The sequence below is a fragment of the Comamonas odontotermitis genome (genome assembly GCF_014207855.1).
GTDB classification, from domain to species: domain Bacteria; phylum Pseudomonadota; class Gammaproteobacteria; order Burkholderiales; family Burkholderiaceae_C; genus Comamonas; species Comamonas odontotermitis_A.
On the sequence record NZ_JACHKZ010000003.1, the window covers coordinates 34,382 to 53,713 of the forward strand.

Annotated in this window: 15 protein-coding genes; 7 read left to right on the forward strand and 8 right to left on the reverse strand. The window is 64.4% G+C overall.

Annotated elements, in window-relative coordinates; genetic code table 11:
* Window positions 1-71: 71 nt before the first annotated feature.
* Entirely contained in the window at window positions 72-1,256 is a 1,185-nt protein-coding gene (locus HNP33_RS03430; RefSeq protein ID WP_184705319.1) for a thiolase family protein, read from the reverse strand.
* Window positions 1,257-1,466: 210 nt separating this feature from the next.
* On the opposite strand from HNP33_RS03430, the gene HNP33_RS03435 reads away from it, so the two are divergent.
* The 4 genes from HNP33_RS03435 (at window position 1,467) to HNP33_RS03450 (ending at window position 6,004) form a co-directional block, all read left to right on the forward strand.
* Window positions 1,467-3,041: an AMP-binding protein gene (locus tag HNP33_RS03435; protein ID WP_184705321.1), complete on the forward strand. Its 1,575-nt coding sequence runs from the start codon at window positions 1,467-1,469 to the stop codon at window positions 3,039-3,041.
* A 64-nt stretch (window positions 3,042-3,105) separates the two neighbouring features.
* Window positions 3,106-4,248: an acyl-CoA dehydrogenase family protein gene (locus tag HNP33_RS03440; protein ID WP_184705323.1), complete on the forward strand. Its 1,143-nt coding sequence runs from the start codon at window positions 3,106-3,108 to the stop codon at window positions 4,246-4,248.
* 64 nt (window positions 4,249-4,312) lie between these two features.
* The gene (locus tag HNP33_RS03445) at window positions 4,313-5,320 is read left to right on the forward strand and encodes a tripartite tricarboxylate transporter substrate binding protein (protein WP_184705324.1); all 1,008 of its coding nucleotides are present in this window, start codon (window positions 4,313-4,315) and stop codon (window positions 5,318-5,320) included.
* Between the two features lie 45 nt (window positions 5,321-5,365).
* Entirely contained in the window at window positions 5,366-6,004 is a 639-nt protein-coding gene (locus HNP33_RS03450; protein ID WP_184705326.1) for a response regulator, read from the forward strand.
* Window positions 6,005-6,016: 12 nt separating this feature from the next.
* Here HNP33_RS03450 and otnI read toward each other — a convergent pair whose 3' ends face one another.
* Entirely contained in the window at window positions 6,017-6,841 is an 825-nt protein-coding gene (gene otnI, locus HNP33_RS03455; protein WP_184705328.1) for a 2-oxo-tetronate isomerase, read from the reverse strand.
* Window positions 6,842-6,896: 55 nt separating this feature from the next.
* Window positions 6,897-9,629: a PAS-domain containing protein gene (locus HNP33_RS03460; protein WP_184705330.1), complete on the reverse strand. Its 2,733-nt coding sequence runs from the start codon at window positions 9,627-9,629 to the stop codon at window positions 6,897-6,899.
* Window positions 9,630-9,810: 181 nt separating this feature from the next.
* Between HNP33_RS03460 and HNP33_RS03465 the strand changes: the two genes are divergently transcribed.
* Entirely contained in the window at window positions 9,811-11,142 is a 1,332-nt protein-coding gene (locus tag HNP33_RS03465) for a dicarboxylate/amino acid:cation symporter (protein ID WP_184705332.1), read from the forward strand.
* 162 nt (window positions 11,143-11,304) lie between these two features.
* Here HNP33_RS03465 and HNP33_RS03470 read toward each other — a convergent pair whose 3' ends face one another.
* Together HNP33_RS03470 and HNP33_RS03475 are read right to left on the reverse strand one after the other, a co-directional pair.
* Window positions 11,305-12,153, reverse strand: a complete 849-nt coding sequence (locus tag HNP33_RS03470) for an RIO1 family regulatory kinase/ATPase (RefSeq protein WP_184705334.1) — start codon at window positions 12,151-12,153, stop codon at window positions 11,305-11,307.
* Between the two features lie 103 nt (window positions 12,154-12,256).
* Window positions 12,257-13,978 (reverse strand): FMN-binding glutamate synthase family protein, encoded by a 1,722-nt coding sequence (locus HNP33_RS03475; protein ID WP_184705336.1) that lies wholly within the window; start codon window positions 13,976-13,978, stop codon window positions 12,257-12,259.
* A gap of 189 nt (window positions 13,979-14,167) precedes the next feature.
* Between HNP33_RS03475 and HNP33_RS03480 the strand changes: the two genes are divergently transcribed.
* A complete protein-coding gene (locus HNP33_RS03480) occupies window positions 14,168-14,977 on the forward strand; it encodes a UPF0149 family protein (protein WP_184705339.1) in 810 nt (269 codons plus the stop codon).
* A 99-nt stretch (window positions 14,978-15,076) separates the two neighbouring features.
* Here HNP33_RS03480 and HNP33_RS03485 read toward each other — a convergent pair whose 3' ends face one another.
* From HNP33_RS03485 to HNP33_RS03495, 3 genes are read right to left on the reverse strand one after another with little or no spacing between them, the layout of a single operon-like run.
* A complete protein-coding gene (locus tag HNP33_RS03485; RefSeq protein ID WP_233464339.1) occupies window positions 15,077-15,631 on the reverse strand; it encodes a RidA family protein in 555 nt (184 codons plus the stop codon).
* A gap of 45 nt (window positions 15,632-15,676) precedes the next feature.
* Window positions 15,677-16,153, reverse strand: a complete 477-nt coding sequence (locus HNP33_RS03490; protein ID WP_184705341.1) for a c-type cytochrome — start codon at window positions 16,151-16,153, stop codon at window positions 15,677-15,679.
* A 50-nt stretch (window positions 16,154-16,203) separates the two neighbouring features.
* A complete protein-coding gene (locus HNP33_RS03495; protein WP_221451978.1) occupies window positions 16,204-17,802 on the reverse strand; it encodes a flavin monoamine oxidase family protein in 1,599 nt (532 codons plus the stop codon).
* 312 nt (window positions 17,803-18,114) lie between these two features.
* Here HNP33_RS03495 and HNP33_RS03500 point away from each other — a divergent pair, with 312 nt between their 5' ends.
* The gene (locus HNP33_RS03500) at window positions 18,115-19,212 is read left to right on the forward strand and encodes an SPFH and helix-turn-helix domain-containing protein (protein WP_184705343.1); all 1,098 of its coding nucleotides are present in this window, start codon (window positions 18,115-18,117) and stop codon (window positions 19,210-19,212) included.
* Window positions 19,213-19,332 lie beyond the last annotated feature (120 nt).

Here is a 19,332-nt window from a genome sequence, read left to right on the forward strand (position 1 = left end):
CCCGCACCGAGGGTGTCGTCCACCTCCCGTAGCGCGCAGCGCGTAGAGAGAGGGGGAAGGCGCGCAGCGCCTTAGGGGGTGATTTCAATCACTGTTGCATTGGCCATCCCGCCTGCCTCGCACATCGACTGCAGGCCGTAGCGCTGGCCGCTGTCTTCCAGCGCGTGCAGCATCGTCGTCATGAGGCGGATGCCCGATGCGCCCAGCGGGTGGCCCAGTGCAATCGCGCCGCCACGCGGGTTGAGGCGCTCGCCATCGGCGCCCAGCTCCTTCTGCCAGGCCAGGGGCACCGAGGCGAAGGCCTCGTTGATTTCGTAGTGGTGAATGTCTTGCAGTTTCATCCCGGCCTTGGCCAGCACGCGCTGCGTGGCGGGAATGGGCGCGGTCAGCATCAGTAGCGGGTCGTCGCCCACCACGTCAAAGGCGACAAAGCGGGCGCGGGGCTTCAAGCCCAGCTGCAGGGCGCGCTGCTCGCTCATGATCAGCATGGCGCTGGCGCCATCGGTCATCTGCGAGGCATTGCCTGCCGTGGTGGACCACTGGATCTGCGGAAAGCGTGCCGAGAGCTCCTCGTTCTCGAACACGGCCTTGAGCCCGGCGAGCTTTTCCGCCGTCGTGCTGGCGCGGATGGTTTCGTCGGCAGTCACCAGGCCCGCAGGCGTGGTGATGCCGACGATCTCGCGCGCAAAGCCGCCGCTGGTTTGCGCCGCGTGGGCGCGCTGGTGCGAGCGCGCGGCGTAGGTGTCCAGATCGGCGCGGGAGAGGCCCCATTTGGCCGCCACCAGATCGGCAGACACGCCCTGGCCCACCAGGCCGGGTGCATAACGCGCGTCAAACCGCGCGCCGGTCGTGTTCTTGCCCATGCGCGAGCTGCCCATGGGTACGCGGCTCATCGATTCCACGCCGCAGGCGATCACGATGTCCTGCGTGCCCGACATGATGGCCTGCGCCGCAAAGTGCACCGCCTGCTGGCTGGAGCCGCATTTGCGGTCAATGGTGGTGGAGGGTACATGCGTTGGCAGGCCCGCCGCCAGCCAGGCCAGGCGCCCGGGCGTGCCCGCCTGCTCGCCCGCCTGGCTTACGCAGCCGCAGATCACATCATCGACCTGACCGGGGTCCAGCGCGGCATTGCGGCCCATCAGCTGCTGCAGCACCTGCGAGAGTAGATCGACCGGGTGCAGCTCGGCCAGCGCGCCGTCGGGTTTGGCCCTTGCCATGGGGCTGCGGATGGCATCAACGATGACTGGAATGTTCATTTGATTAATGAGACTTGAGGATCATTATTTAAATAATAGGTTTCATAAAAGTGAAGATGTACTGGTGTTTACCCGCGCTGGATTTGCGTGAAACTGCTGAATACTGTGCGTGGAAATAAATAATGTGAGACAACGGATTCGAAATAAATTCGATCTGTAACGCAGGTGATTGCGCATTCCGATCGCTTGTGATACGCGGAGACAAGGGATATGCACCATTTTTTCAGCTGGGCCGATGCACGGCCTGAGCGGGTGGTTCTGACGCAGGCCGACAGCGGCCAGCGCCATACGGCTGGCGACATTGCCCGCGGCGCGCGGCGCCTGGCGCAGTGGTTTGCCGCGCAGGGCCTGCAGGCGCAGGACACGGTGGCCGTGTTGCTGGAGAACCGGCGCGAGATCGTCGAGCTGGTGCTGGCTGCACGCGAGGCGGGCCTGTACGCCGCCGTCATCAGCACGCACCTCACGCCCGCTGAGGTGGCCTACATCATTCAGGACAGCGGGGCGCAGATGCTGCTTGTGTCTGGCAAGACCTGGCCCAACGCGCAGCAGGCGGTGCAGGAGCTGGGTGTTGTGGCCTATTCGGTCGATGAAGACACCCCTGGCGTGGCCGCGCTTGCCAGCGCCGTGGAGGCGGCCAACGCGGCGCCCATCGACCTGAGCGGCCGACCGCTCGGGCGCGATCTGCTGTATTCCAGCGGCACCACGGGCAAGCCCAAGGGCATCAAAAAGCCGCTGCTGGGCGCGCAGTACCGCAGCCAGGCAGACCCGGAAGTGGCCGCGTGGATGCGCAACATGCGCTTTGACAGCAGCGCGGTCTATCTGTCGCCCGCGCCGCTCTACCATGCGGCGCCCCTGCGCTACAGCCTGCGCACGCTCGATGTGGGCGGCGCTGCCGTCATCATGGGGCGTTTTGACCCGCAGGAGGCGCTGGCGCTGATCGAGCGCTACCAGGTCACGCACAGCCAGTGGGTGCCCACCATGCTGGGGCGCATGCTCAAGCTGCCTGATGCCATCAAGACCCGCTACCGGCTGGACAGCCACCGGGTGGCCATCCATGCTGCGGCGCCCTGCCCGGTGCCGGTCAAGCAGGCCATTCTGGACTGGTGGGGCGACATTCTGCTGGAGTACTACGCTGGCTCCGAAGGCTGCGGCACCACCTTGATCACCTCCGAGGAATGGCGTGCCCGGCCGGGCTCGGTGGGCCGCGCCATCACCGGGCAGCTGCACATCGTGGGTGACGACGGGCAGGAGCTGGGCGTGGGCGAGGTGGGGCGGGTGTACTTCTCGGGTGGCAGCCCTTTTCAGTACCTGAACGACGAGGCCAAGACGCGCGAGGCCATCAACGAGCGCGGCTGGGCCACCTATGGCGATATCGGCTACGTGGATGCCGAGGGCTTTCTGTTCCTGAGCGACCGGCGCGCCGATCTGATCCTGTCGGGCGGCGTCAATATTTATCCACAGGAAATCGAGACCGCGCTCGCCCGGCACGAAGCTGTGGATGAAGTGGCCGTGGTTGGCGTGCCGCACGAGGATTTCGGCGAGCAGCCGATGGCTGTGGTGGTGCTCAAGCCCGGGTTCGCGGCGAGTGCCGAGACGGCAGGTGCGATTGTGGCGCAGGCCGCGGGCCAGCTGTCGAAGGTGAAATGGCCGCAGCGCCTCGTGTTCGAGAACAGCCTGCCCAGGTTGGAGACCGGCAAGCTGCTGCGCCGCGTGCTCAAGGAGCGCTTTCGGCAAGCCGCCGATGCGGGCCACGATGTGCGCAGCGCCATGGCGCAAAAAACATAGCTATCAGCGCTTGCTGGACGTGCGCTGGCAAGCATTTTCAATCAAAAAAGATTTATCCATCACCATGCAAGACCTGATCCAGCGCACCGTGTTCCGCGAAGACCACGAGCAGTTCCGCGACGCGGTTCACCATTTCTTTGAAAAGGAGATCGTCCCTTTCCATGCGCAGTGGGAGCGCGACGGCATCGTCCCCAAGGAGGTGTGGCGCAAGGCGGGCCGTGAAGGCCTGCTCAACACCATGCTGCCCGAGCCCTATGGCAGCGGAGGCGATTTCGGCCATGCAGCCGTGCTGATCGAGGAGATTGCGCGCACCGGCGCCAGTGGCCTGGGTTTTCCGCTGCACTCGGACATTGTTGCGCCCTACATCAATGCCTACGGCAGCAAGGTGCAGAAGGACCGCTGGCTGCCCAAGATGGCGGCGGGCGAGCTGATCGGCGCCATCGCCATGACCGAGCCCGGTGCGGGCAGCGACCTGAAATCGGTGCGCACCACGGCCAAGCGGGAAGGTGATCATTACGTCATCAACGGCGCCAAGACCTTCATCACCAACGGCATCAACTCCGAGATCGTCATCGTCGTCTGCAAGACGGCGCCGGAGCTGGGCGCCAAGGGCGTGTCGCTGATCGTCGTCGAAGAAGGCACGCCCGGCTTCAGCAAGGGCCGCAAGCTGGAGAAGATCGGCCTGATGGCGCAGGACACCTCCGAGCTGTTTTTCGACAATGTGCGCGTGCCGGTGGACCACCTGCTGGGCGAGGAGAACCAGGGCTTCAGGTACCTGATGCACGAGCTGGCGCAGGAGCGGCTGGTGGTGGCCGTGCGCGCGGCCATGTCCATCGAGGCCTTTCTGCAAAAAACCATTGACTACACCCGCGAGCGCAAGGCTTTCGGCCAGGCGGTGTTCGAGTTTCAGAACACCCGCTTCAAGCTCGCCGAGGCCAAGGCGCAGGCCACGATGCTGCGCGTCTTTGTTGACGACTGCATCGCGCTGCACCTGGAGCGCAAGCTCACGCCCGAGCGCGCCGCCATGGTCAAGCTCAACGCCACCGCGCTGCAGAACCGGCTGCTGGACGAATTTCTGCAGCTGCACGGCGGCTACGGCTACATGACCGAGTACCAGGTGGGCCGCGCCTGGACGGATGCGCGCATTGGCCGCATCTACGGCGGCAGCGATGAAATCATGAAGGAAATCATCGCCAGGGGGCTGTAGCCCCCTCAGACATTGCGCGCCTGCGCAGGCCCGTCACCCAAAAAAATTGATCAGGAGACTAGACATGCACCACCGTCGTTCGGCCCCGGGCCGTATTCTGAGCCGTATTGCCAGCATCGTGGGCTCTGCCGCGCTGGCGGCGCTGGCCGCCGGGGGCACTGCCGCCTACGCGGCCGATGCCTATCCGAGCAAGCCGATCCGGCTGGTGGTGCCCTACCCGGCAGGGGGCGGCACGGACATCATCGCCCGCCTGATGGGCACGCAGCTGAGCCAGCGCTGGGGCCAGCCGGTGATTGTGGACAACAAGCCAGGTGCGAGCGGCATGCTGGGCAACGACATCGTGGCCAAGGCGCCGGGCGATGGCTACACCGTCCTGCTGGGCATCACGGCGCTGGTGCAGATTCCGTCGCTGTACAAGAAGGTGCCCTACAGGCTGAGCGACCTGACGCCGGTCTCGCAAACCGCCAAATCGGCCGATCTGGTGTTTGTGCCGCGCAGCTCCGGCATCACCAGCCTGCAGCAGTTCGTGGCCAAGGCCAAGGCAGAGCCGGGCCAGCTCAACTACGGCTCGTACGGCAACGCCACCTCGTCGCACCTGCATGGCGAGCAGCTCAAGCTCAAGGCCGGTATCGACATGGTGCATGTGCCCTACCAGGGCTCGGGCCCGGAGACTGCCGCCATGCTGGGTGGCCAGCTGGCGTCGGCCTTCATCGACGCCACAGCGGCCTACCCGCACATCAAATCTGACAAGGTCAACATCATTGCCGTCACTGGCGCACAACGCCACCCCGCCTTGCCCCAGGTGCCCACCATGGGCGAATCTGGCTATCCCGGCTTTGAGGCCAATGGCTGGTTTGGCTATTTTTTACCCGCCAGCACGCCGCAACCGATTGTGGACAAGCTGGGCAATGAACTGGCTGCGATCGTGAAATTGCCCGAAGTCAACAAACGCCTGGTGGACATGGGCCTGATTCCGGTCGGCTCGACGCCTGCGGAGTTCAAGCCGGTGCTCGAACGCGATGCGGCGCATTGGAAATCCATCGTCGACGCGGCCAGGATATCGCTGGATTGACGAGGCGGGTTGAGCGGGGCGGGCCAGCCGTGGCAGACTATGCACATGCCCCAGCCCGCCTTGCTTGTTGCCGACGACCATCCCCTGCTGCGCGCTGCCGTTGTGCAGGTGATCCGCAGCCGCTTTCCGTCGTTCGAGGTTCTGGAAGCCTCCAGCGCCAGCACGCTGAGCGCCGCGCTGGCCGAGCACCCGCAGATCGAGCTGGTGCTGCTGGATTTGACCATGCCGGGCACCCACGGCTTTTCGGCGCTGTTGCATGTGCGCGGTGAGCATCCGCAACTGCCGGTGGTGGTCATCTCGTCGAACGACCACCCGCGCGTGATTCGCCGCGCGCAGCAGTTCGGGGCATCGGGCTTCATCTCCAAATCCGCGCCAGCCGATGCGCTGACCCAGGCCTTGAGCGCGGTGCTCGACGGGGATACGGCGTTTCCGTCGATCCACGCCGAGCGCTCCGAGGCCGACGCCGAGCTGGCCATGCGCCTGGCCCAGCTAACGCCCCACCAGTTCAAAACATTGCTTTATGTGGCTGACGGCCTGCTCAACAAGCAGATTGCGCAGGAGATGGGCGTGACCGAGCACACCGTCAAGGTGCATGTGACGGCCATCCTGAAAAAGCTCGAATGCCACAGCCGCACCCAGGCGGCCGTGCTCGTCAAGAGCCTGGAGCCTGAAAGCCTGGGGTAGCAGGCGGCTGATTCAGTTTACGTCGGCTTGCAGCCATGGCTTTAGCCAACCCAGGCCGTCGCTTGTGCCATGCGGCGCGTTGCCGCGCGCAGGGCGGTATTCGCAGCCAATCCAGCCGTCCCAGCCCAGGCTGTCCAGCAGCTGGAACAGGTAGCTGTAGTTGAGCTCCCCCACATCGGGCTCATGGCGCTCGGGAACGCCCGCGATCTGGAAGTGGGCGATGTTGCCTGTGGGCAGGTACTGGCGAATCTTTGTTGCCAGGTCGCCCTCAACGATCTGGCAGTGGTACAGGTCCATCTGCACCTTGACGTTGGGCTCGGCAATTTCGGCCAGCAGCGCGTGGGCCTGGTCCTGGCGGTTCAGAAAGAAGCCGGGCATGTCGCGGCCATTGATGGGCTCCAGAAGGATATGGATGCCGTGCGGCGCTGCCAGTCGCGCTGCCAGCCTTGCGGCGTATCGCACATTGGCGATGTAGGTGTTGCGCACCGTGGATGCATCGGCGCCCTGCGGCACGAGGCCGGCCATCACATGGATGCGCGGGCAGCCCAGGGTGAGGGCGTATTTCACGGCCTGGGCCATGCCGTTGCGAAACTCCGCCTCGCGCCCCGGAATGCATGCGATGCCGCGCTCACCTGCCTCCCAGTTGCCCGGTGGCGCATTGAACAGCACCTGCTGCAGGCCATGCGCCTGCAGCAGCGCAGCCAGCTGCGCAGGCGCGTAGGCATACGGAAAGAGAAACTCCACGGCCCGGAATCCATCGCGGGCGGCGGCGGCAAAGCGGTCCAGAAAATCCACATCGTTGTAGAGCAAGGACAGGTTGGCGGCAAAGCGGGGCATGGTGTATGTCGTGGAGTTATACAGGCATTGGCGGGTGCAAACTGCCAACGTATTTTCAGTGTTTTTGTGCAGGCGCTTGGGTATCGGCTGTATCGCTGGTGTCGGAGGCATCGCCCCGCCGCAGCAGCATCTGGCTGGCCAGTGCGCGCAGTGCGGCTGGGCGTACAGGGGTGCGCAGAAAGCCCCAGCCACGGTCGGCAGCCAGGCGGCGCAGTGCGGCATCGTGTTCATCGCCCACCAGAATGGTCTGCGGTCGCCCGCCCCAGGCCTGGCACAGCCGCTGGTACAGATCCTGCACCGGGGCGGCAGCGGCGTGTGCGCCCAGCAGCAGCAAGTGGGGCGCCTGTTGCGGTGTTTGCTGCGGCGCAGCAATTTTCAACGCTTCCAATGCAGCCTGTGCATTGCCCGCCAGCGGAACGCTGCAGCCCCAGCGCTGCAGCAGTGCGGCCAGCGCTGCGCTGGCCTCGGCGCTTTCGTCGATGCACCAGGCGCTGGCGCCTTGCAGTGGTGCGTCTTGCTGCAGCGCTTCCTGCTGCTGCGTCTGCACCACAGGCGCCATGCTGGCGGCGGCCTGGGCGAGCGGAACGCTGACCCAGAACACGCTGCCGCGCCCCAGCTCCGAGCGCAGGCCGATCTCATGCCCCAGCAGCTTGCCCAGGCGCTGCACGATGGCCAGGCCCAGGCCGGCACCTCGGTCGTGCTGGTGGCCGGTTTCCAGGCGGCGAAATTCCTCGAAGATCTCGGTCTGCAGGCTCTCGGGAATGCCCGGCCCCTGGTCATGCACTTCAATGCGCACATGGGAGCCGCTGCGGCGGCAGCCCAGCACGATCTTGCCGCGCCGGGTGTAGCGGATGGCGTTGGAGACGAGGTTCTGCACAATGCGCCGCAGCAGCACCGGGTCGCTGTGCACGGTGGCCTGGCTGGCCACCACATGCAGCGCAAGGCCGTGCTCCTGCGCAATCACGCCCAGGTTGTTGCCCAGCTGCAGCAGCAGGGGCTGCAGGGCAAAATCGGCCCAGCGCACTTCCAGCTGGCCCGATTCCATGCGTGAGAGATCGAGCAGGCTGCCCAGGATATCGTCCTGCGCGGCCAGCGCGCCTTCAACCTGGCTGGCAATCTTGAGCGCTGCGCCATCCTGCACATGCTGGCGCAGCAGGGATGCGAACACGCGCGCTGCGTTGAGCGGCTGGAGCAGGTCGTGCACCGCTGCGGCGACGAACTTCGATTTGGAGCGGTTGGCCTGCTCGGCCTCGCGCTTGGCTTCGGCCAGGTCTTGCGTGCGGTCGGCAATGCGCTTTTCCAGCGCGTCGGCCAGCGAGCGCAGCTCGCGCGCGGCGTTCTTGTAGCTGGTGATGTCGGCGTAGCTGGTAACAAAGCCGCCGCCCGGCAGGGGGTTGCCGCGTATTTCGAGCACGGTGCCGTCGGCCTTTTCGCTCTCGCGGGCGTGCGGCAAGCCGCTACGCAGGTACTGCATGCGCCGCTCGATGGCATCGTCCAGCTCGCTGCCGCTTTGCTGGCCGTGGCCCAGCAGACCGCGTCGGGCGTTGAAGCGGTAGAGCTCTTCCACCGGCATGCCCACTTTCAGCATGCCTGCAGGCAGGCGGAAGAGTTCGCGGTAGCGTGAGTTCCAGGCCACGAGGCGCAGCGCGGCATCGACCACGATCACGCCCTGGGGCAGATGCTCCAGGCTCTGGCTTTTGCCCGCATCGGCCTGTTTGGCGGCTGCCACGATGCCGTCCTGCGCGGTGCGCAACTCCTGCGCATGCTGCTGCAGCAGGGCTTCGAGCTCTTCCCGGCTGCGCTGGCGCAGGGCAGACAGGCGCTGGCGCTGGCGTACATACAGCACCAGCAGCGCCAGTGCCAGCCACGCGCCGCCCGCTGCCGAGGCGGCCCACCAGGCCGCCGCGTGGCTGCTGTTGACGTCGTGGACGATGTGCAGCTGCCAACGGGTCTCAGGCAGGTCCACCGCCTGCAGCAGTTTGTCGCCCAGCGCCGGGGTCTGCCAGTGCACCAGTTCGCCGCCTTGGTCCAGGTGCTGCATGGTGCGCATCTGCAGCGGCTGCAGGGTTTCGCTGCCGTATTGCTGGGTGCGTTCAATGGCCTGCTGCGCGGCGGGGCTGAGCGGGTAGAGCAGCCGGTACCGCCAGGCCGGATCACTGGAGAGAAACACGACACCGTTGGCATCGGTGGCAAACACGGTGTCGGGCGTCTGTATCCATTCACGCTCCAGCTCCTGCAGGGCGATCTTGATGACAATCAATCCCACGATGCGGTCTGCTGCATCGTGGATGCCACGCGAGAGAAAGTAGCCCGCTTCGCCCGTGGTGACGCCAATGCCGTAGAAACTGCCCTTGTCCTGCTGCAGCGCCTGCTGCACATAGGGGCGGAAGCTGTAGTTCTCGCCCACATTGCTGTGCGGGGTCTGCCAGTTGCTGGCGGCCACCGCGATGCCGGTCTGGTTGATGAGGGTGAGTGTGGAGGCCTGGCTGGCGCCATTGGCGCGCTCCAGCTTCTGGTTGAGCTGCAGTATCTCCTGCGCCGCTGGGGGCGAGACCAGGGCGGCGCGCAGTTCGGAATCCAGCGCCAGCACATCGGGCAGGGCTCGGTAGCGGTCGATGCGCTGGGTCAGCGCCTGGGCGTACAGGCTTACCTGGCGGTGGGCGAGCAGGTTCTCTTCGGCCAGACTGTGCTGCAGCATCCAGCGCCCTGCCAGCGTAGCCGCCCCTGCCGTGGTCAGCAGCACGGCGCACAAGGTCCAGACAGGGTGGATGGGTCGGTGCAAAGGCATGGGTGCGAAAGGCAAAACGCGAAATGGCGGTCGCCGGGAGCTAGGTGTTTTCCCTTGGTCGCATTTTTCCATAGCTCGGGAGCGGCGCAGCCTAATACTAATGTGTAATGGGCAGCTGGCATGGGCTGCGATACAAACCCGCCTCAGCGCACCTCCCCGGTGCATGAATCCCGGAGACACCATGCAGATCCCATCTACGCCTGCCGCGCCCGTGGCGCACCCGCCGTTCTACCGCAGCCTGTACTTTCAGGTGATTATTGCCATCATCCTGGGCGTGCTGCTCGGGTATTTCGAGCCCCAGTATGGCGCGTCGCTCAAGCCGCTGGGCGACGCCTTCATCAAGCTGGTGAAGATGATCATCGCTCCGGTGATCTTTCTGACCATCGTCACCGGCATCGCCAACATGACGCACCTGAGCACCGTGGGCCGCGTGTTCGGCAAGGCCATGGCGTACTTCCTGTTCTTCTCCACGCTGGCGCTGATCGTGGGCCTGGTGGTGGCCAACACCATGCAGCCGGGCTCGGGCATGCACATCAACGTGGCCGATCTGGACCAGAAGGAAGTCAATTCCTATGTGGCCAAGACGCATGACATGACGGTCACCGGTTTCTTGATGGACATCATCCCCAAGACCCTGGCCAGCCCCTTTGTCGGCGACAACATTCTGCAGGTGCTGTTTGTGGCAGTGCTGTTTGGCATTGGCCTGGCTATGGCGGGTGACCGTGGCAAGCCGGTGCTGCAGTTCTTCGAGGCGCTGACCACGCCTGTGTTCAAGATCGTGCATATCGTGATGAAGGCTGCTCCCATCGGTGCGTTCGGTGCCATGGCCTTCACCATCGGCAAGTTCGGCCTGGGCTCGCTGCTGAACCTGGCAGAGCTGGTGGCCACGTTCTACATCACCTCGCTGCTGTTCGTGCTGGTCATTCTGGGTGCTGTGGCGCGCCTGTGCGGCTTTTCGGTGCTCAAGCTGATCCGTTACCTGAAGGCCGAGCTGCTGCTGGTGCTGGGTACCTCGTCGTCCGAATCGGCCCTGCCTGCGCTGATGGAAAAGATGGAGCGGGCCGGTTGCAGCAAATCGGTGGTGGGCCTCGTGGTGCCTACCGGCTACTCGTTCAATCTGGACGGCACCAACATCTACATGACGCTGGCCGCGCTCTTCATCGCACAGGCTACCGATACACACCTCACCCTGGGGCACCAGCTGGCGCTGCTTCTGGTGGCGATGCTCTCGTCCAAGGGGGCCGCCGGGGTGACGGGCGCGGGCTTCATCACGCTGGCCGCAACACTGGCCGTGGTGCCCGAAGTGCCGGTGGCTGGCATGGCGCTGATCCTGGGCGTGGACCGTTTCATGTCCGAATGCCGCTCGCTCACCAACTTCATCGGCAACGCCGTCGCTACCGTGGTGGTGTCTCGCTGGGAGAACGCGCTGGATTACACCAAGCTCAATGCCGTGCTGAATGATCCCAATGCCGTGGATCCGGACGACGAGCCGATTCGCGCCGCGACCCATTGATGTGCACTGGTATGCACTGATACCGAGAGCGAAAAGGGGCAGAGGCTTTACCTGCTGCCCACAGACAAAAAGGCCCGCCATTCAAACGGCGGGCCTTTTTGTTGTGCGCTGCTTGGGCGCCAAATAGAGTCCTATTGTCCATCCAGAAAGCGCAGATCGCTCTTATTTTTGAAGCAAACCATGCATGGCGCGCAGCCGCAATACGTCGCGGCCGAGTTTGCGGCTGTCAGGCAGCCTGGCGACCCAGCGCATCTGCTGCACGGTGCGATCCATGGCGCTCTGCACGGCAGGATCGGCTTGCGCGAGCCAGCTGTGCCACTGCGTGCGTGCAGCCTCCAGCGTGCCTGCATTGCGCAGAAAGAGTGCAGTGGAATGCGCGTAGCACAGCGCGTCCTTGACGATGCACAGCGCGGGCGGCAGGGTGGCCAGCGGGTCGTCCTCGAAATCGATGTAGCCGATGACGCCATCCGGGCAGCGCACCATGTTGCGGGCAAAGGCCTGGCTCAGGCAGGTGCCCCTGGCGTGCACCAGCTGCATGGCGGCAAAGCCTTGCTGCCACAGGGGCAGGGTTTCCTGCGGCGCTGCGCGGGCAGCCGCTTCGATCTCGTCGCTGAGCGACGGGCTGGGCATGCCGGGCTTGCCCAGGTGACGCATCAGAAAGCCGTCCGGGTTGCTGGCCAGTACCTGCGGCACGCGCAGGCCACGGGCATGCAGGTCGCGCAGGCGCCGCACTTCGGTGGCCAGGGCCTCGCGCCCACCGGGGTTGATGACGGGTTGCAGCACGGGTACATCGAGCACGCGCGCGGCAACGGCAAGCGCCCGGTAGCGCCAGGCGGCAATCGGCGGGCCGGCCTTCTTCAACCAGACCGATTCGCCCGGCAACTCGTACCGCACCACGTTGAAGCTTTGCTGGGGCAGGTGCTGCTGCAGAAACTGCGCATAGTCTGCGCCAGTGGCGGCGCCTGCAGGGGCGGGCGGTGCAGCGTGCGGCAAAGAGAGGGAGTCAGTCATGCGCAGCGGAATGGGTGGCGCGAGGAAACCGTTTCCCCGCGCCGCAAACAGAGTACAAACCGCGCATTATCGCCAAGTTGGCCGGGCTGCCTGGAACAAGCTATCAGATTGTGCCTGCCGATTGCGGCGCCATGGCGTGGTGATCGCGCGGTGCAGAAGGCTTGACCTGGGGGGCCGTTACGGGCTGAAAGCTCTCTGCGCTGGCCAGCGGCCAGTAGGTGCGGAAGACATCATGCTGGTGCGCCAGGTCTTCCAGCAGGGCGCCGGGGCGCACCTGCAGCAGCAGGTTGGACAGCAGACGCACTTCGGTATCGCTGATGCGGCGCACGATGTGGTGGGCGTTCAGCTCGCTGGGATGGTGCAGCCCGGCGGCCTGCACCAGCTCCTGCAGCGCGTGCAGCGTGCTTTTGTGGAACTGGGCCACGCGGGTGGCCTTGTCGGGCACCACCAGCGCCTGCTGGCGCACGGCATCCTGCGTGGTCACGCCGGTCGGGCAGTTGCCGGTGTGGCAGGTCTGGGCCTGGATGCAGCCCAGCGCCATCATGAAGCCGCGGCCCGCGTTGCACCAGTCGGCGCCCAGCGCCATCATGCGGGTGATGTCGAACGCGGTGATCACCTTGCCTGCGGCGCCCAGCTTGATGCGGTCGCGCAGATTGACGCCAATCAAGGTGTTGTGCACCAGCAGCAGGCCTTCCTGCAGCGGCACGCCGACGTGGTCGGTGAACTCCACAGGCGCTGCGCCGGTACCGCCTTCGGCACCATCGACCACGATGAAATCGGGCGTGATGCCGGTCTTGAGCATGGCCTTGACGATGCCAAACCATTCCCAGGGATGGCCCAGGCAGAACTTGAAGCCGGTGGGCTTGCCGCCCGAGAGGGTGCGCAGCCGGGCGATGAAGTGCATCATCTCCTCGGGCGTGCTGAAGGCGCTGTGCTTGGCGGGCGAGATGCAGTCCACGCCCACGGGAACGCCGCGCGCTGCGGCGATCTCCGGCGTGACCTTGGCGCCGGGCAGCACGCCGCCGTGGCCGGGCTTGGCGCCCTGGCTCAGCTTGAGCTCGATCATCTTGACCTGCGGCTGCGTGGCGTTGGCGATGAATTTTTCTTCGCTGAACGTGCCATCGTCGTTGCGGCAGCCAAAGTAACCCGATGCCACCTCCCAGATCAGGTCGCCGCCGTGTACGCGGTGGTGCTGGCTGATCGAGCCTTCGCCCGTGTCATGGGCAAAGCCGCCCACCTTGGCGCCCTTGTTCAGCGCCAGAATCGCATTGGCCGACAGCGCGCCAAAGCTCATGGCCGAGATATTGAACACGCTCGCATGGTAGGGCTGGGTGCAGGGCGACACCGATGGCGACGGCGCATCGGGCGAGCCGCCGATCCAGACGCGGAAGTCGTGGCCATCGAGCCGGGTGGGCGCCATCGAGTGGTTGACCCACTCATAGCCGCGTGCGCCCACATCCATCAGCGTGCCAAAGGGGCGGTTGTCGGGGTCGCCCTTGGCGCGCTGGTACACCAGCGAGCGCTGCGCGCGCGAAAACGGCAGGGCCTCGGTGTCGCTTTCGATGAAATACTGGCGCATCTCCGGGCGGATGAACTCCAGGAAAAAGCGCATATGGCCGATGACCGGGTAGTTGCGCAAAATGGCATGGCGCGTCTGCTGCAGGTCATGGACACCGAGCAAGGTCAGCGCGGCGCCGGCCGCTACCGCCAGCCACCACCAGGGGTTGCCGTCCACCACCAGGGCAGCAACGCCCAGCAGCAGCAAAAACATGCACAGCACCATGACGGTGTAACGAACGGGGAAAATCTTGTTGAGCTGGTTCATGGGGCGTGTCGTGCGCAGAGCCGTCGGGTTGCCTGGCAAAAACCGGGCCGCAGCAAAGTGCCGGTAGCGGCGCTACACTGCAGGCCCTTCCTTGCCCGGCGGCCATCTGCCATTGCGCTGTTGTTACGAATCCAGGCCCCATCATAGGGGCAGTGCGCTCGGGCGGTACCCGTATTAGAGAGAACCACCATGACCAAGCCCCAGATTCCCGCCGGACTGAACGACGACCAACTGGCCGAGATCGACCAGATGCTCGACGACATGCGCGAGCGCGCCGAAGAGATTCCGCAGTGGGAATTTGTCGATGGCGTGCTCACGGCCCTGGTCTGCACCCGCCGCGCCGTGCCCGAGGAAGAGTTTTTGCCCATGCTGGTGGGCGATGGCGAAATGCTGGAGCGCAATGCTGACGGCAGCCTGCCGGTGCTGCCTGCCTTTGCCGACCGCGCCCAGCAGGACCGTTTTCTGGCGTTGTGGAGCATTCGCTGGGCCGAAGTGGTGGCCCAGCTCGACACCGATGTGAAGAGCCTGGAAGAGGACGACACCTTCCAGCCCGATGCCATGGACATGCGCGGCGCCGTTGCCAGCTTGCCCGAGGAAGAGCGCAAGGAGATGGAAGGCCAGGACATTCCGTCGTTCGGCCAGGTCTGGGCGCTGGGCTTCATGTTCGTGGTGGAAAACTGGGCGGAGGAATGGGCTGCGCCACGCGACAAGGACGCTGCGCGCTGGCTCAATGACGCGCTTGACTCCGTGGTGGCGCTGACCGAGGACGACACCGGCACGCCCACCGTCTGCATGTATGACGAAAACGGCCCCGCCAGCACCAGCCAGGAGCGGGTGGAAACCTTTGGCGAAGCCATCTGGGCGGTGTATGACCTGCGCCAGATCTGGAAAAGCATGGGCCCGCGCCAGGCCACCGTCATCAAAGGCGATGTGCCCGGCCGCAACGATCCCTGCAGCTGCGGCAGCGGAAAAAAGTATAAAAAGTGCTGCGGCGCTTGATGATTAAGCGCGTATTGCTATGAAAAAAGAGGCATTGCGCACGCAATGCCTCTTTTTGTATGCGCCAACGCTTGCCTGGCGCTTGCCGTGATCCCGTGCCTATTTGGGCATGCGTACCGCTGTCACCTCAATCTCCACGTACCAGGCCGGGTTGGCCAGCGCGGCAATCTGGAAGGCGGAGCGCGAGGGCAGATTGGGCTGCTCGGCCGTGCCAAAGAACTGGGTATAGCCCTGCATGAAGCCGGTAAAGTCCATCTTGTTGCCCTTGGCCGGGTCGGCCACCAGGAAGACCTGCATCTTCACCACATCCTTCATGGTCAGGCCCATGGCCTTGAGCTGCTTGTCGATGGTGGTCAGCACGCCAATGGTCTGGGCGCGCGTGTCGCCGCCATAGGCCGCAGGGTCATTGGCGGGCTTGGAGGCGTCGACCACGGGCGGAACCTGACCAGACAGGTACACCGTTGTTGCGCCCGGCGGTATTTCCACGGCATTCGAGATGGGGAAGTTGGAGCCCGGAATGCCGTGGCGCACCACGGACTGCGAGCGGCCGTCGCCCATTGAAGAGCTGGCGCAGCCCGCCAGGGTGCTGATGGCTGCCGCAGCGGCGGCCAAGGCCATCCAGGTGCGCAAGGGCGTGTGTTGGGAAGGTGGCATGGGTCATGGTCTCCTTGGGGTTGAGGATGGTTGCAACAGAGGGGATCAACCCCACGAATCATTGAAGGATGCGGCGTCGGGGCGCATCGGCTTCACATCTTCCGGCTTGACGGCGTCCTTGTAGTCATTGCCAAAATGCGTGCGGACATAGTTGACCACGTCGGCAATCTGCTCGTCGGTCAGCCGGTTGGCAAACGAGGGCATGCCATGCAGGCCGCGCGATACGACGATCACCGGATAGGCGCCCGCCGCCAGCTTGGGGTTCTTGGCCAGCGCAGGGTAGAAGCCTGCGCCCTGTGCACCCTGGCCGTTGACCATGTGGCAGCCCTGGCACAGCGATTGGTAGATCTTCTCGCCGCCCTGCTGCGAAAACGTGATCTTGTTGTCGGAGAAACCGCCAAACGGGCCGTTTGCAGACGATTGCGCCTTCACCTCTTCGGCTGTGGGGGCGTGGTTGCTCTGGGCGTAGGCAAGGCCGCAGGCTGCAGCGCCTGCGGCAAGAAGGAATGCAAGGGTTTTCATGGTGAAATCCTCGTGGGTGTCATCGGTGCTGTTTCGGGGGGATCAGCGGCTCAGGCCGTTGCCTGGGCCTTGTCGTGCAGGCGCTTGACGGCGTCGAGCGACGAGAGAATCGCCCCCTCCTGCCAGGCCGGGATGTACGAGCAGTGCTCGCCCGCCAGCACGATGCGGCCATCGATCTCGCACAGATTCCTGTAATGCTGCTCGCGCAGGGCATCGGTCCATAGGCCAAAGCAGCCGTTGATCCAGGGAACACGGTGCCAGCCCACCGTAAAGCCGCTCAGGAATTCCTTGGGGTACTGCGCATGCAGCTGGGCGCCTTGCTCCACAGCCGCCTGAATGCGCTGGGCGGGTGACATGGCGGTGTATGCATAGGCATGGGCGTTTTCATACTGGTAGCCGCCCAGCAACACGGCAGGGCCCTTGCTGAAGAAGTTGGTGGACGGGTAGGAGATCTGGCCAATGGGCAGGTCGGTGTAGCTGATGCCGCCATAGATGCGCTCGTCCTCTTCCCAGAAGCGGCGCTTGAACTCCAGCCCCACCTTGAACGAGGCGCCGTAGGGCAGCGACTGGATGGCCTGCTTCATCGCGTCTCCCACCTGGATATCGATCTGCGCCAGGATGGACGCAGGAATCGTGCACACGCACCAGTCGGCCTTGACCTGCTGCGCGGCACCTCCCTTCCTGGTGTCGCTGAAGGTGACGGTCACGCCCTTGTCGTTCTGCTCGATGCGGGTGACCTTGCAGTTGTGGCGCACGAGGCTGCCCACTTCCTTCTCGAAACCCTTGGCAATGGCATCCATGCCGCCCACGGGCTCGAAGATCGCCGTCTGGAACTCCATCAGATGGCCGTCGTTGATCTTGTTCCACAGGCCCGATTGGAGCAGGCTGCTCATCTCGATGGGCGTCGAATACTGCGCTACCGGCATCAGCCCGCCGGCGGGCTCGATCTGGAAGCCCCGGTGGTTGCTCACTGAATGGCTTGCCACGTAGCGGAAATCCTTGTCGAGCGCCCCCCAGCCGCGCAGGCTCTCCAGCAGTTTTTCCTTGTCCTCCGTGGTCACCGCCTGGTCCAGCGCACCCTGGTTGGTGGCCTTGGCCAGCAGCTCGGCCACATAGCCATAGGCATCGGCCTGCACCTCGCGGAACTTCTGCGGCTTGCCGCCAAAGGCCTTGCTGTTGTGCACCAGGGCGTTGTAGTTCACCTGCATGAAGGGTTCGAGCCTGACGCCAAACTTCTTGCAGTAATCCAGCACGGCATAGTGGTGGTAGGGCACGCGCCAGGGGCCCGGGTTGATGTAGTTGCCTTTGGCAAAACTGCAGGTCTGTTTGGCGCCGCCAAGTTCGGTAAAGCTGTCGCCGCCACGCACTGTCCAGCAGCGGCCACCCGATCGCTCCTGAAACTCCAGCACCTGCACGCGGTAGCCAGCAGCGCGCAGCTCATAGGCGGCCGTCATGCCCGCCAGGCCTGCGCCGAGGATGACCACCGACCCGCCACGCTTGGCCTTGGACAGCTCCAGCGGGCCACGATAATTGGATTCCTGCGCGTAGCCCAGCGACGACATGGCCTGGTACATGACACCGCCGCCAGCAGCCTTTCCAATCATGGACAGCCAGTGGCGGCGACTCAAAGTGGGGATCGATGTAGACATGCTCTCTCCTTCCGGTGCAGAGCGATGTGCAGGCAAGAGCGGGAAAGCCGGCACATGTGTTATGGGTTGTGGGGGGAGGGCCCCGTGCTTTCTCTGCCAATCGATGATAGAAGTTAACAAATGTGGCAGCCTGTAGGCCGTGCCTCGGCACCTCGGTAGGATCGGTCCGACCCCCGTTGCCGTGCGGCCCCTGCAACCCTGCCGGGTGCGTGGCGGGCGAGCAGCCCCCGGTGGGGCCACCGGTTGGCCCGGGATGCCAAACACGTTCTAAAATGGGCCGGTTTTCTCCTTTTCACAGAGCAAGGATCATCCATGAACCTCATGAACATCATCACCAAGCAACTGATCGAGATCATCGAGTGGACCGATGATTCGCGCGACACCTTGTCGTACCGCTGGCCTGATGAGGACAAGGAAATCAAGAACGGCGCGCAGCTGATCGTGCGCGAGTCGCAGCAGGTGCAGTTTGTCTCCGAAGGCCAGTTTGCCGATCTGTTCGGCCCCGGCCGCCATCAGCTGACGACGCAGAACATCCCGATCCTCTCTACGCTGCGCGGCTGGAAGTACGGCTTCAACTCGCCCTTCAAGTGCGATGTCTACTACATCAACACCCGCCTTTTCACCGGCAACAAATGGGGTACCTCCAACCCTGTGATGATGCGTGACAAGGATTTCGGCGTGGTGCGCATGCGCGCCTTCGGCACCTATGATTTCCGCATCGTGAATCCGGCGAAGTTCCTCAAGGAAGTGGCAGGTACCGACCAGAACTTCCGTATCGACGAGTTTGCCGACACCATGCGCTCGCGCATCGTCAGCATCTTCAGCGAAGCCCTGGCCAAGGCCCAGGTGCCGGTGCTCGATGTGGCGCAGCGTTATTCCGAGCTGGGCGATGCGCTGCTGCAGCTGATCAACCCCGCGGTCACCGAAAAGTACGGCCTGGAGATCACCAGCTTCCTGCTGGAGAACGTGTCGGTGCCGCCCGAAGTGGAAGAGGCCATCGACAAGCGCTCGTCGATGAGCGCCATCGGCAACCTGAACGACTATGTGAAGTACCAGATGGGCCAGGCCATGGCCAATGGTGGTGAAGGCGCCGCGGCTGCCACCATTCCCGCTACCATGGCCATGGGCTTTGGCATGGCGCAGGAAATGATGAAGGGCATGCAACAGCCCGCAGGCGGCGTTGCCACCGATCCCTTCTCGCCCGCTGCAGCGCAGGCTGCCCAGGCAGCGCAGGCCCCCGCTGCCGGTGGCGGCGTGCAGGTGCTGACGCCCGAGCAGGCCGCGCAGGCGCTGGGGGTGGCGGTGCAGGATGTCGTGGCCGAGCTGGAATCGGGCGCGCTCAAGGGCCGCAAGATCGGCAGCGCCTGGCGTATTTCGCAGGAATCGCTGAACGAATTCCTGCGAGGGTAATTGCATACCCAGGTTCAGCATTCACCAGTGCTTGCTGGTGAATGCTGTGTTGTATTTGCAATGGTTTTGATAGCTGACAGCACATGGTAGCTATGCGCTGAAGTTGAATTTGACTGTGAA

Bases quoted from the DNA above. Each gene is read 5' to 3' on its own strand.
- HNP33_RS03450 (WP_184705326.1), top strand. From the start codon at position 5,366: ATGCCCCAGCCCGCCTTGCTTGTTGCCGACGACCATCCCCTGCTGCGC.
- HNP33_RS03460 (WP_184705330.1), bottom strand. From the start codon at position 9,629: ATGCCTTTGCACCGACCCATCCACCCTGTCTGGACCTTGTGCGCCGTG.
- otnI (WP_184705328.1), bottom strand. From the start codon at position 6,841: ATGCCCCGCTTTGCCGCCAACCTGTCCTTGCTCTACAACGATGTGGAT.
- HNP33_RS03475 (WP_184705336.1), bottom strand. From the start codon at position 13,978: ATGAACCAGCTCAACAAGATTTTCCCCGTTCGTTACACCGTCATGGTG.
- HNP33_RS03500 (WP_184705343.1), top strand. From the start codon at position 18,115: ATGAACCTCATGAACATCATCACCAAGCAACTGATCGAGATCATCGAG.
- HNP33_RS03430 (WP_184705319.1), bottom strand. From the start codon at position 1,256: ATGAACATTCCAGTCATCGTTGATGCCATCCGCAGCCCCATGGCAAGG.
- HNP33_RS03470 (WP_184705334.1), bottom strand. From the start codon at position 12,153: ATGACTGACTCCCTCTCTTTGCCGCACGCTGCACCGCCCGCCCCTGCA.
- HNP33_RS03490 (WP_184705341.1), bottom strand. From the start codon at position 16,153: ATGAAAACCCTTGCATTCCTTCTTGCCGCAGGCGCTGCAGCCTGCGGC.
- HNP33_RS03495 (WP_221451978.1), bottom strand. From the start codon at position 17,802: ATGTCTACATCGATCCCCACTTTGAGTCGCCGCCACTGGCTGTCCATG.
- HNP33_RS03435 (WP_184705321.1), top strand. From the start codon at position 1,467: ATGCACCATTTTTTCAGCTGGGCCGATGCACGGCCTGAGCGGGTGGTT.
- HNP33_RS03440 (WP_184705323.1), top strand. From the start codon at position 3,106: ATGCAAGACCTGATCCAGCGCACCGTGTTCCGCGAAGACCACGAGCAG.
- HNP33_RS03445 (WP_184705324.1), top strand. From the start codon at position 4,313: ATGCACCACCGTCGTTCGGCCCCGGGCCGTATTCTGAGCCGTATTGCC.
- HNP33_RS03465 (WP_184705332.1), top strand. From the start codon at position 9,811: ATGCAGATCCCATCTACGCCTGCCGCGCCCGTGGCGCACCCGCCGTTC.
- HNP33_RS03480 (WP_184705339.1), top strand. From the start codon at position 14,168: ATGACCAAGCCCCAGATTCCCGCCGGACTGAACGACGACCAACTGGCC.
- HNP33_RS03485 (WP_233464339.1), bottom strand. From the start codon at position 15,631: ATGCCACCTTCCCAACACACGCCCTTGCGCACCTGGATGGCCTTGGCC.